Origin of the sequence: Paraburkholderia nemoris, assembly GCF_905221015.1 — a bacterium.
Classification (GTDB): domain Bacteria; phylum Pseudomonadota; class Gammaproteobacteria; order Burkholderiales; family Burkholderiaceae; genus Paraburkholderia; species Paraburkholderia nemoris.
The window spans coordinates 149079-161865 of record NZ_CAJNBO010000014.1 but is presented as its reverse complement, the minus strand read 5'-3'; the positions used below and the strand labels follow the sequence as shown (position 1 = coordinate 161865).

9 protein-coding genes are annotated in these 12787 nt (G+C 61.3%); 2 read left to right on the top strand and 7 right to left on the bottom strand.

What is annotated here, in order from left to right:
* Positions 1 to 380 precede the first annotated feature (380 nt).
* The 5 genes from KHO33_RS22550 to manD form a co-directional block, all read right to left on the bottom strand.
* Positions 381 to 1211 (bottom strand): GntR family transcriptional regulator, encoded by an 831-nt coding sequence (locus tag KHO33_RS22550; protein WP_200566421.1) that lies wholly within the window; start codon positions 1209 to 1211, stop codon positions 381 to 383.
* A 106-nt stretch (positions 1212 to 1317) separates the two neighbouring features.
* The gene (locus KHO33_RS22545; RefSeq protein WP_200566420.1) at positions 1318 to 2610 is read right to left on the bottom strand and encodes an MFS transporter; all 1293 of its coding nucleotides are present in this window, start codon (positions 2608 to 2610) and stop codon (positions 1318 to 1320) included.
* Between the two features lie 112 nt (positions 2611 to 2722).
* Entirely contained in the window at positions 2723 to 3769 is a 1047-nt protein-coding gene (locus KHO33_RS22540; RefSeq protein WP_054042015.1) for an L-idonate 5-dehydrogenase, read from the bottom strand.
* 31 nt (positions 3770 to 3800) lie between these two features.
* Complete coding sequence (locus KHO33_RS22535; protein ID WP_236074693.1) at positions 3801 to 5204, bottom strand: MFS transporter; 1404 nt, start codon at positions 5202 to 5204, stop codon at positions 3801 to 3803.
* 47 nt (positions 5205 to 5251) lie between these two features.
* A complete protein-coding gene (gene manD / locus KHO33_RS22530) occupies positions 5252 to 6460 on the bottom strand; it encodes a D-mannonate dehydratase ManD (protein WP_054042019.1) in 1209 nt (402 codons plus the stop codon).
* A 240-nt stretch (positions 6461 to 6700) separates the two neighbouring features.
* Between manD and KHO33_RS22525 the strand changes: the two genes are divergently transcribed.
* Positions 6701 to 8191 carry a mannitol dehydrogenase family protein gene (locus KHO33_RS22525; RefSeq protein ID WP_200566419.1) on the top strand — a complete coding sequence of 497 codons (1491 nt, stop codon included), beginning with the start codon at positions 6701 to 6703 and terminating at the stop codon, positions 8189 to 8191.
* Positions 8192 to 8202: 11 nt separating this feature from the next.
* Here the strand turns inward: KHO33_RS22525 and KHO33_RS22520 are convergent, their stop codons facing one another.
* Both KHO33_RS22520 and KHO33_RS22515 read right to left on the bottom strand, forming a co-directional pair.
* Positions 8203 to 10008, bottom strand: coding sequence for a GGDEF domain-containing protein (locus tag KHO33_RS22520; protein WP_200566417.1), 1806 nt, complete (start codon positions 10006 to 10008; stop codon positions 8203 to 8205).
* A complete protein-coding gene (locus tag KHO33_RS22515; RefSeq protein WP_407946190.1) occupies positions 10008 to 11141 on the bottom strand; it encodes an ABC transporter substrate-binding protein in 1134 nt (377 codons plus the stop codon). The genes KHO33_RS22520 and KHO33_RS22515 overlap by 1 nt, the downstream gene beginning before the upstream one ends.
* Positions 11142 to 11848: 707 nt before the next feature.
* Here KHO33_RS22515 and KHO33_RS22510 point away from each other — a divergent pair.
* Positions 11849 to 12631 (top strand): ABC transporter substrate-binding protein, encoded by a 783-nt coding sequence (locus KHO33_RS22510; RefSeq protein ID WP_054042026.1) that lies wholly within the window; start codon positions 11849 to 11851, stop codon positions 12629 to 12631.
* Positions 12632 to 12787: the final 156 nt, after the last annotated feature.

Here is a 12787-nt window from a genome sequence, read left to right as displayed (position 1 = left end):
GAGAACGGCTACCAAAAACCACACCTGTCGCTTCACACCCGTCTCCAGTCAATCCCGTTGCTATAGAGATGTTTTCGGCAGGCTCGCGGGAAAAGTTGATAGGTCGAAAACGCGTCCGCGAAAATCAAAAAGAGTTACCTCAAGATCGGCGCAAACGATTGCTTCGACGCTCGATGAAGCGTCGAACGAGGCGAAGTTGCCTCGCGTTTGGAGGGGATTATTCGTATGAGGATTGTGGGCTGGAGAGGCCGCGGGACGGGGCTTCGCGGGTCATGCGTAGGTGAAATTGGCGAGCGCAGCGGGAGGACTACGCCTATGGCCGTAATTTGGCCGAAATGTGGCTGTAAGCGAACAAGCCGGCGGCCTACCCGCACATTGGGCTAAGTCGACAGCGGCACGCGCTCCGGTTCGTCCGCGTCGAACCACGCCGGATTGCGCTCCGCAATCGGACCAAGCGACACCAGAATCTCGCGCAGGTGACTGCGCATCGCTTCTTCAGCCGCGCCCGGATCGTGCGCGCGCAGGCCAGCCAGAATCTTCGCGTGCTGCTTGATCAGCAGATCGAGCGGCGATACCTCCGGCAAGCTCAAGTAGCGCACCCGGTCCATCTGCGCCTTGATGTCCTGAATCGTTTCCCATGCCGCCGTGCAATCGATCGCCTGGGCGATCGCATAATGAAACGCCTCGTCGAGCGCGAGGAAGGCGGCGGTGTCGTTCGATTTCGCCGCAAGCTTCTGGTCGCGAAGGTTGTCGGCCAGCGCCTGCAACTGCTCGTCCGTGATCGACACGGCTGCCTTCTTCACCACTGCCGTCTCGATCGCTTCGCGAATGAAGCGCCCTTCCCGCACCTGGCGCGGCGAAATGCGCTTCACGAAAGTGCCGCGCTGCGGCAATACCTGAAGCACACCCGCTTCGACCAACTTGATGAACGCCTCCCGCACCGGTTGCCGCGACACCTGAAACATGTCGGACACTTCCTTCTCTGAGAGCGGCGTGCCCGGCACCAGTTGACCGGCAAAAATTGCCTGACGCAGCGCACGAAAAATCTGCTTGCCGATTGGCTCATGCGAGTCGAACGAGACGCTAGCGGTCAGATCCGGCAGTTCGACGCGTGCGCCGGCCTGCACGCTTACGCGACGCCTCGTGCGGGACGCAAGCGTGGCATCGGAGGAGAAAGAAGACGTGTTGGCGTGGAGGTTCTTGGTCGGCATCGGGTAAAGCAGCGAATGGCAACGGATAGCAACGAATGAATTGCGACAGGGGCGGCACACACGATGAATACCCACCAGCATATCCACTAAAGTGTGCCGCACCATACTACCATGCACGTTTCATGTTTAAGGCACTCGCGCGCGGCTCGCGAATCCACACTAGCGAACACAGCGCGCCGAGCACGGCAATCGCCCCCGCCAGCACGAACGCACTCGCGTAGTTACCGTGCGTCGCTTCGACGATGAAGCCCGTCACCGCGGGTCCGATCACGCCGGCCAGATTTGCCAGCAAGTGCACAAAACCGCCCGCACCGCCGACGTGTTCGCGCGGCACGGTGTCCTGAATCACGGCCCAATACACCGCGCCCGTCACATACAGGAAGAAGATCGACACCGACATCAGCGCGACGGCGCTCTCAGTACTGGCAACACGCCCGGCCAACGCGACGCACACCGCCGCTGCGCCCAGACAACTACTCAGCACGATCTTGCGTGACAGCAGCGGCTTGCCGGTCAGGCGCAAGATGAAGTCAGAGATGAAGCCGCCCGACGCAAGCCCGATGCTGCCAAGCAACCAGGGAATCACCGTGGCAAAACTCATGTCGCGCAGACTCAGATGATGCGCTTCGGTCAGATAGGTCGGGAACCACGACAGGAAGAAAAACAGCACGTAGTTGTATGAGAAGAACGCGAAGGCGGTCGCGAGAATGATCGGCTTCTTCAGGAAGTGCCGCAGGCCGAGCCGCTCGCCGCCGGCCGAATGCGCGATCGCATGTTCGTCCGCCTGACCGGCGCGGATAAGTTCGATCTCGTCAGGCGTGACGCGCGAATTTTCGTGCGGGTGTTCGGTGGTCGTTGCCGCCCACAAGACGAGCCACAAGAGTCCCAGCAACATGATCGCGACAAAGGCCCAGCGCCAGCCGAACTGCACCGCCATGAAGCCGACCACCGGCCCCGCCAGCGCGCCGCCGAGCGGCGTGCCCGAACTGATCACGCCAATTGCGCTCGCGACTTCCTTGCGTGGGAACCAGTTATTGACCATCTTGCTGTTCGACGAACTGAACGGACCTTCGCCCATGCCGAACAGCACACGCAGCACGATCAGCGAACCAATGCCGGTGGCCAACGCAGTCGCGCCGCAGAACACCGACCACACGCCCATCGCGGTGCCGAACACGCGTTTCGCGCCGACCTTGTCCGACAGCACGCCACCGACAAAATTGAACAGCGCATAGCCGATGAAAAAACTGCTGAACACAATGCCCATCTGCGCATGCGAGAAGTGCAGGTCTTTCTGGATCAACGGTGCGGCAATCGACAGCGCCGCGCGGTCGAGATAGTTGATGACGCCGGCCAGAAACAGTAGCGCGACAACAAACCAGCGTTGACTCTTGATCATCAGGTGTCTCCTTCGGGTCGCCTCTTGGTGGGCGTTATGAATAGCTTAAGTAGCTTGATTGGCCAGGCAAGGCGCTGCGGTCAGGTGCAACGCCTCATGTCACGGGCGATGTTCAATCAAAGTTCAGATGCACCTTCATCGACTGCGAGCGGTCCAGCGCCACTTCAAACGCGTGGTTCGCTTCACTCATCGCGAATGCATGCGTCATGAGCGGTCGCAAGTCGACTTTGCCAGAAGCGATTTCATCGGCGGCGATCGCGTATTCGCCAGTGAAGCGGAACGAGCCTTGATAGCGGAGTTCCTTCGACATCACCAGGTTCGCCGCCACCGGCGACTGGCCGGCCGGCAGATTGCCCACCTGAATTACCGTACCGCCAGCGCGCGCCGCACGCAGTGCCGTATCGAGTCCGGCGGGACTACCCGATGCCTCGATGACCACGTCGAACGTGCCGCGTTGTGCGGACCATTGATCGATCGTGGCGCTGTCCGTCGCGTTCACGATCTGATCCGCACCGAGTTGCTGCGCAACCTGCAACGCCCGATCCGACAGATCCAGCGCGACCAGGCGATGAGCGCCGGCGCGGCGCGCCACGCTCAGCAGAATGCAACCGATCGGCCCGCAGCCCACCAGCAAGACACTCGCGCCGACGAGCGAACCTGCCTGCTTGACCGCATGCAATGCAACGGCAAGTGGTTCGGCCATCGACGCCTGCGCAAAATCGACGCCGTCAGCCACAGGTACGCATTGCCGCGCCGCGACGACGATGTACTGACGGAACATGCCCTGCGTATGCGGGAACGTCGATGCACTGCCCATGAAGCGCATGTTCAGACAATGATTCGGCATCCCGCCGACGCAAAAGCGGCACGTCCCGCAGGCCAGCCCCGGATTGACGGCAACACGCTGACCGGGTGTCAGACGACTCTCCGCGCTCACGCCCTCGCCGAGCGAATCGATCTCGCCGGCCACTTCATGTCCGAGCACGAACGGCTCGCGCACCGCGAAATCGCCGCTCTTGCCTTTGAAGTAGTACGACAGATCGGAGCCGCAAATGCCGCCGGCGCGCACGCGTACTCGTACCTGGCCGGGGCCGGGTACAGGCGGCTCGACTTCGTCGATACGGATCAGTTTGGGTTCGTGAAGCACGGCTGCGAGCATGAAGGACTCCGGTATGACAAAGGTCTCGCGCTCAGTGCCGCGCGAAAGAAGATGAAGATGAGGACGCGACGGATTGCGCTGCCGTATGGGCTTCTACCGGCTCGCCGCCGCCCCAATCGTGGAGGTCTCCGCCACGGCGTAGAGGCGCGGTTTCCGGCAATGCAAAAAGCGATACAGCCGACACAATGCCGAGCACGGCCACGTAGACGATCAACGCAAGCGAATTGCCGTGCGTGACCTGAATGAGTTTGACGGCCAGCAGTCCGAGCACGCCGCTGCCTAGCAACGAGCCGATCTGCCAGATCAGCGCGATGCCGCTGCAGCGCACGCGCGCGGGGAACAGTTCGGGGAACAGCGCCGCTTGCGGTGCATAGCAAAGGCTGTGGCCCACGCTAATGGCGAGAATCATCACGAGCTGGATCGCCGCGCGATTGCCGCTATCGATCGCCATGAAGAACGGCACCACCAGCGCCACATGCAATAACGCACCGGCAATAAAGGTCGGCCGGCGTCCGATGCGATCGGACAGCGCACCGGCGAGCGGAATCGTGACGAGCTCGAGCGCGACCGCGACGATCACCGTTTCGAGCAGCATGCTTTGCGCAATGCCGTGTGCCTTGCCGTAAGCGAGCACGATCATCGTGTACATCGCAAAGGCGCAAGCCTCGATCAATTTGGCGCCGACACCTTTGACGATCGTCGGACCGAACTGCCGCACCACTTCCACCACCGGGCGCGAAGCCACTGCCTTGGTGCGCTGGATCGTTGCGAAGATCGGCGACTCTTCGGTGCGCAAGCGGATATACAGCCCCACAGCGACCAGCAGCGCACTGGCGAGAAACGGAATGCGCCAGCCCCAGTCGAGCAGTTGCGCTTGAGTCAACGTCGCGCTGAGCAGCGCGAACAGGCCCGACGGAATCAGAAAACCGGCCGGCGCACCCAATTGCACGAGACTCGCAAAGAAGCCGCGTCGCGCAGGCGGTGCGTATTCCGCCGTCAGCAACACCGCGCCCGCCTGCTCGCCACCCACGCCGAAGCCTTGCAACACACGAATCACGATCAGCGCAATCGGCGCCCAGATGCCGATCGATTGATAGTCCGGCAGCAGCCCGATCACAAACGTCCCCAAGCCCACGATCAGGATCGTCACGATCAAGGCTTTCTTGCGGCCGACGCGATCGCCGAAATGACCGAACACGATGCCGCCCAGCGGCCGCGCCAGAAAGCCGACTGCGTAAGTGGCGAAGGCGGCGAGCGTGCCGATCAGCGGGTCGGCGGAGGGAAAGAATTTCTGGCCGAACACCAGCACGGCGGCCGTGCCGTAGACGAAGAAGTCGTAGTACTCGGCTGCGGTGCCGATGGTCGAGGCGAAGGCCACGCGACGCAGCATGGCGGTGCTGGCCGGCGCGGCGGCTTGCGGACGTGCTGGGTTCACGCGTGTCTCCATGATTTTGTAGTTAGGGTCAGTCGAGCGAAATCAGCTCACCAGTTCCACAGCGTTCCGTCTTCGAGACGTGCGACCGGCAGATACGCGGGGTCGTAGGGATACCGCGCGGCCGCTGCTTCGTCGATATCGACACCGTGGCCCGGCGCCTCGCCGGGATGCATCATGCCGCGCTCGAAGCGCCATGCATGCGGGAATACGTCGAGCGCTTCCGGCGGAAAACCCATGTATTCCTGTACACCGAAATTCGGCACCCACAGATCGAAGTGCAGCGCCGCGCCCATGCACACCGGCGACAGATCCGACGGCCCGTGACAACCGGTTCGCACCTGGTAGAGCGAAGCAAAATCCGCAATGCGCCGCAGATGCGTAATGCCGCCTGCGTGCGTCAAGGTCGCGCGGATATAGTCGATCAATTGCTCCTCGATCAACTGTTTGCAATCCCAGATGCTGTTGAAAACTTCGCCGACGGCGATCGGCGTGACCGTATGCTCGCGAATCAGCCGGAAGCCGGCCTGGTTTTCCGCGGGCGTGGGGTCTTCCATCCAGAACAGGCGATACGGCTCGACCGATTTGCCGAGACGCGCGGCTTCGATCGGCGTCAGGCGGTGGTGGACGTCATGCAGCAAATGCGTATCGAAGCCGAACTTGTCGCGCACGGCTTCAAAGAGTTTCGGCACGAAGTCGAGATACTTTTCCGAAGACCAGCTCTGCTCCTCGACCGCACCCTTGGTAGCCGGCTCGTACATGCCGCTGCCTTTCGACACGCCGTACACCGAGCGCATATTCGGCACGCCGCATTGAATGCGAATGGCCTGATAGCCGGCTTCGATGTGTTCCGCGTAACGGTCGAGCGCTTCGGGAATGTCGCGGCCGGTGGCGTGGCCGTACACCATCACGCCTTCGCGCGAGGCGCCGCCGAGCAGCTTGTACAGCGGCATGCCCGTTACCTTGCCGAGAATGTCCCACAGCGCCATATCCACTGCGGCGATCGCCGTCATCGTGACAGGACCGCGGCGCCAGTACGCGCCTTTGTAGAGGTACTGCCAGGTGTCTTCGATGCGACCAGGATCGCGGCCGATCAGCAACGGGCACACGTGGTCTTTCAGATACGAAGCGACCGCGAGTTCGCGGCCGTTCAGCGTTGCATCGCCGATGCCGTATACGCCTTCGTCCGTGACGATTTTCAATGTGACGAAATTGCGGCCCGGGCAGGTGACGATCACGTCGGCGCGAACGATCTTCATGACTTCTTCCTTGCAGAGGCAAGTCGCGGACCGCGCACAACGGCGGCATACGACTGGCTGTTTTTCATGTCGATTTTGAGTGCTGGTTGAAGTGGAAAATCGAAGTGGAAAATCGCACTCTTCAACCTGTCTCAAATCGTTTGAACGATGCTACCATACAAGTATAGCGACACGTCAAATCAGGGTTTTCCCGTTGAACGGCGTCGGTCTGAAGCCTTTCCGCAACCTGGAATTCGTCACATGATTTCTGTAGCCACCTTGCCCCGCCTCGTCCGCCAAGCACTGCCCACGCTGCAATCACACCTGCTCTCACCGCAATGGCGGGAGCCGCGCATCGGCATCGTTCATCTGGGGATTGGCAACTTCCATCGCGCACATCAGGCCCTCTATACGGAGGAGGCCATGCTTGCCGCGGGCGGTGACTGGGGCATTTGCGGTGTCACGCTGCAAGGCGACGTCGGCAAGCGCGACGCGCTAATGGCGCAGCAAGGTTTGTATAGCGTGGTTGAACGCGGGCCGCATGGCGCCAAGGTGACGGTCGTGCGTGCGCTGCGCGAAGTGCTGGCCATGCCGCACGATCGCGCCGCCCTGTTCGCACGCCTTGCGGATCCGCTGGTACAGATCGTCTCGCTGACGGTCACGGAAAAAGGCTACTGCCGCGACCCGAAAACCGGCGAGGTCGCGCTGGACGATCCTGCCGTTGCACACGATCTGGCCAACCCGCTCGAACCGCGCACGGTGCCGGGCATTCTCGTCGCGGCATTGCGCGAACGGCGCGACAGCGCGAACGGCAAACCGTTCACGGTGCTCTCGTGCGACAACCTTTCCCATAACGGCGCCGCGCTGCGCCAGGTGGTCTGTTCGTTCGCGCGGCAACGCGATCCCGAGCTGGCCGACTGGATTGCCGCCCACGTTGCGTTTCCATCGACAATGGTCGACCGTATCGTGCCGGCCACCACGGATGCCGAACGCGTCACCGTGGCCCACGCGATCGTTTATGAAGATGCCGCACCGGTGCCCTGCGAGCCGTTCCGGCAGTGGGTCATTGAAGATCGTTTTGCCGGGGGACGTCCCGCATGGGAGGCGGTCGGCGCGCAACTCGTTGAGGACGTGACGCCGTTCGAACTGGCGAAGCTGCGCATGCTGAACGGCACGCACTCGACACTGGCCTATCTGTCGATGCTCGGCGGCTTCGAGACGATCGACGCAGCGATCTCTCACCCGCCCATGCGCAAACTCATCCACGCGATGATGACGGAAGAAATCGCGCCGACGCTAAGCATGCCCGCATCATTCGACCTGGCCGCCTACCGGGATGCCCTGCTCGAGCGCTACGCGAATCCGGCGCTGAAACATCGCTGCGCGCAGATCGCGATGGATGGCAGTCAGAAAATTCCGCCGCGTCTCATCGCCACGATTGCGGCACGGATCGGCGCGGGTCAACCGTTCACGCGTCTCGCGCTGGCGATAGCGGCCTGGATGATGTTTTTGCGCGGCCACGCGGACAACGGCACGCGTTACGAAATCAGCGATCCGCTGGCCGGCAGATTAAAGACGCTCGCGGCATCCGCTGAGGGTGAGCCGCAGGCGTTGATGGACGCGTTACTGTCTGTGCGTGAAGTGTTTCCGGAAGAATTGGCCGCCCTTCCCGAGTTCAGAAAAACGCTTCGACACGCATTGCAGCTGCTTCACGAAAGCGGCGCACGGGGAGCCATTGCAGCATTGCAATGAAATTCGGCGCATCAGGCGGTCGGCTCCGCCTCACGGCCTTCCGTTGCGCCTTCGTTCGCCTGCTCCTGCTCCCGCTCGCGCTTGCGCGCCGCCAGCACATCCTGGTAGCGCAGATAGCCACACCGTCCACCGGCTTTAGCTGCATACATCGCCGCATCGGCATGGAGCAGCAACTCCTCCACCGTGGCGCTATCCTCCGGAAACTGGCTGATGCCGATGCTCGCGCCCACCGTCATGCTTTGTCCGTCGATCACCAGTTCTTCGTTCAACGCCCCCATGATGCGCGAGGCAATCCCCGGTGCGGCCTCCGCGGAGCGCGGCCCCTCGATCAACACGATGAACTCATCGCCGCCGAGGCGCGCAGCAACATCCGCCGTGCAAAGCACCTTCTTCAGCCGCTTCGCCACGGCGGCGAGCACCTTGTCGCCAATCGAATGGCCGAACTGGTCGTTGATCTGCTTGAAGCGGTCGAGGTCGACGAACAGCACGGCCAGCCCTTCCTGACGCCGTGTCGCTTCCTCGATCGCCGCCTCGAGCTTCTGCATGAACAACATGCGATTCGGCAGGCCGGTCAGCCCGTCGTGCGTGGCGAGATGCACGAGCTCACGCTGCTTGTTATGCAGCACATCCATTTGCGACTTGATTTCCCGGCGCAGACGATCGAAGCAACGCGCGAGTATGCCGATCTCGTCGGTACGTTTGAGCGGCAGCGTTTCCATCGTGTGTTCGGCGAACAGATGCGTCGCCGCATACGCGAGGATGTGCAAAGGCTTGGTCAGGGCGCGCGCAAACAGAACCGCGAGGAACAGCGCCAGCACGCTGAAGATCAGCACCATGCGAATGATTCTGTTACCCAACTGGGTGGCGCCGGACAAGACATCCTCGAGCGGCTTGGCGAGGCCGATCACGATGAAACGGTTGCCTTCGGATGCGCCGAACGGTCTGCGCACGAAAGCCAGCACCTGACCGGCCGCCTGCCTCGGCCGCACGAGACCGTTCAGCAGAACCTCGCTTTTTGACTGATCGAAGAGCGGCCTGGTGGCGGAAAAACTGTCCTGCATCAGAACGCGGCGGCCCTTGTCGAAGCCGAACGTTTTCGAGGCATCCGGATGAACCAGGAAATCGCCCCATTCGTTGGCGAGATAGACCTGATAGTCGCTCGGCAAATCACTCTGCAAACGGTTGAGCAGTCCGGCCAGGTCGATATCGATAATCACGACGCCCACCACGGCGCCACTCGCGTTCGCCACGGGCGTGCCGAGCCGCAGTGTCGGTTTGCCCTCAGCCGCATGCGCGCCGTACTCGTGATTCACCGCGATCGGCGAGATGTAAATGCGTCCGGGCGAGAACGCCAGCGTGTCGAACACATACGCAAACTGGCCCTTTTCCTGCAGGTTGTTGCCCTCGACCCGCACCAGGCCGTCCGCATCGCGATCGAAACGGATCAGCTCGAGTCCGTAGTGCTTGCGGGCAATGAAACGAATCTGCAGGTACTCGGAATGATGAATCATGAAGCTGGCATACACCTGCGCCAACTGTTCGCGCTGCGCATTCGCGCCAACGCCGGTATCGGTCTGCGCGACGTCCGCCAAAGACGGCAAGCTCGCGAGTACCAGCGCATCTGCGGCGACATCGTCGATCGCCACGGAAAAGCGCTGTCCCAACAACTCCGTTGAAGTCAGCAGGCTGCGTTCAGCCTCGTTCACGAGCATCGTGCGGTTGGCACGATACGTGTAATAACCGGTCGCACCGGACGCGAGCACGCCAATGCACGCAAGCAGAATCGATAACTTGAAGGTCAGGCCGGGACGCATCATCAGAAACGCTCCGACCGGTCGCCCGACACGATTCGGCTCCACAGGTCCTCGCGCCGTTGAATATCTTCCACCGGGCCGATCCAGAGGATATGCGCCTTGTCGCTGTTCTCCGCCGGCGCCGTCAACGTGTTGGCGAGCCCCTGGCGTTGAGTCAGCAATGCACTGACGTCCGGTTCGAGCATGTAGTTGATCCACGCAAGCGCAAGCGGGCGGTCCTTGGCGGAACGCGTCATCGACCAGCAGTCCAGCCAGGCGAGCACCCCTTCGTCGGGAATCACGTAGCCCACATCGGCGCCGGCGCGGCGCAACGATTCAACCTGCTGGGTGCCGTAGTTGCCGAACATCAAGGCAACTTTGTGCTGGATGAAGAACGCGGTCGCTTCTTCAGGCAGCGTGTAATAGGTCAGCAGATTGCGGCGCAGATCGACGAGCTTGTGAGCGATCACGCGCATCTGCGTGTCGTCGAGCTGAAACGGATGCGGATAGCCCAGCGCCAGCGCGGTGAACGAGAAATTATGCTGGGCGCTATTGAAGTCGAGCACCTTGCCGCGATAGCGCGGGTTCCACAATTCGCGCATCGAGCGCGGCGCAACGGCGATCTGCTTGCGGTCATAGATCAGCCCCATCGACGAGTACGTGAATGGAATGGCGTATACATTGCCTGCCGAGGTCAGCCCTTCGATCGCCGACAGCGCCTGAAACCGCGGCAACTGTTTTTTCGTATTCGGCAAACTGGCCAGATCGAGCGGCGCCAGCAGATTCGCGCGGGTATAGCGCTCGATTTCAGCAGTATTCGCAGCGAGCACATCGAACTGCGGCGTGCCCTGAGCATGCATCTGCGCCCACAGCGCCTCGTCGGAATCGACCAGCGTGACTTCGACCTTCGCGTTGTAGCGTGACTCGAAAGTCTTGACGACGTCAGCGTCCGCATAACCGGGCCATGCCAGCACACGCAGAACGTTGTCGGCCGCCACGGCGGATGCTGATGACAAAAGGCTACAGCAGAAAGCAGCGTTTATCAGTAATGTCAAAAAAGCGGAAAACGCGCGGCCGCGCAGTGACTTCGCGCGGGCCGCTGCGACTGCAGTCCGGCTCCGGCGCAATGGTTTGAAACAGCGCATTTCGTCTGCCATCGAAATCGTGTGCATATACAACCGCTTAGCAGAAGGTCATTAAGACGAACGCAAACAGGCGCGCGGGATTTAATCGCGGGCGTAGTGCTCGATGACTTTGTTCAGACGGATACCGATATGATCGTACGCTGCAAAGGCAGCCGTGCGGAGCGTTGATCATAGCGCCAAGCAATGCATTTTTGGTTCCGGCCCCCACCTCGATCGAGAAAAAAGCAATCGGTCAAGTGTGATTTAACAAATGCGCTCATCTGTATTTAACGGTCGATCAAGCGAAATCTTTAACTCGGCGACAGCCAATTGCATCAAACGCGGTCGCGGTAATAGTCTGCAATAACTGCGGGTAATAGCGCCATTCTGAATACCGGTTTCGACGGCACAGCGCATGATGCGAAGTACGCCGGCAAAGCGGCGTGGTTAGCCAACTTCATTACGGCTTCTTTACGCGACAACAGGTAGCATCCCAAGGCCATGCAAAACGCATGATCGCGCCGTCGAATCTTCACCACATTCAGGCTTTAGAAGCTATTCCATTGCGCTATCCGGTGTTTCACTAGCTACCCAATCTTTTTGAACTGATAAGCTTGGCGCGCGCTGCTGGCCGCCCCGGCCGGCAGCTTCAACCCAAGCCCGGTCGTGAGTCGCGCCGGGCGTCCCGCAGCGGCACAACCGCATACGGGAGTATTCGAACTACACCGAGGAGTTAAACAGTGAAAAAACTGCTAGCGGCTTTGACGGTTGCTCTGCTTGCAACCGTCTCGATTGGCGCACACGCTAAAGATTGGTCGACAATCCGTTTCGGCGTTGACGCCAGCTACCCCCCGTTTGAGTCCAAGGGCTCCGACGGCAAGCTCGCGGGCTTCGACATCGACCTCGGCAATGAAATCTGCGCGCGCCTGAAGGCCAAGTGCGTGTGGGTCGAAAACGACTTCGACGGCATGATCCCGGCCCTGAAGGCGAAGAAGTTCGACGGCGTGCTGTCGTCGATGTCCATGACGCCGCAACGCGCCGAGCAGATCGCCTTCTCGTCGAAGCTGTTCAACACGCCGACGCGCCTCGTCGCGAAGAAGGGTTCGGGCATCCTGCCGACCGCCGATTCGCTCAAGGGCAAGACGGTTGGTGTCGAGCAAGGCACGATCCAGGAAACCTACGCAAAGACGTACTGGGAAGCGAAGGGCACGAAGGTTGTGCCGTATCAGAACCAGGACCAGGTCTATGCCGACTTGCTGTCGGGCCGTCTGGACGCGGCGCTGCAAGACGCGGTGCAAGCTGACATCGGCTTCCTGAAGACGCCGCGCGGCGCGGGCTTCGACTTCGTCGGCAAGGACCTCGACGATCCGAAGATCCTCGGCAACGGCGCAGGCATCGGCATGCGCAAGGAAGACACCGATCTGAAGGCGAAGGTCGACAAGGCGATTGCCGACATCATCAAGGACGGTACGTACAAGAAGCTCGAGAAGAAGTACTTCGACTTCGACGTGTACGGCGGCTAAGCCAGTCACGCGCGCCTGACGGCGCGCTTGCCGGCTTGCAAAAAACGGGCTCCGCATTACGCGGAGCCCGTTTCGTTTGCGGGGCCGCTTTGCCGCGCCGCCCGGACTGCGATCGAACCGGACAGGCCTGCCCGCGTGCCGCGCGCTCCGGGCCGC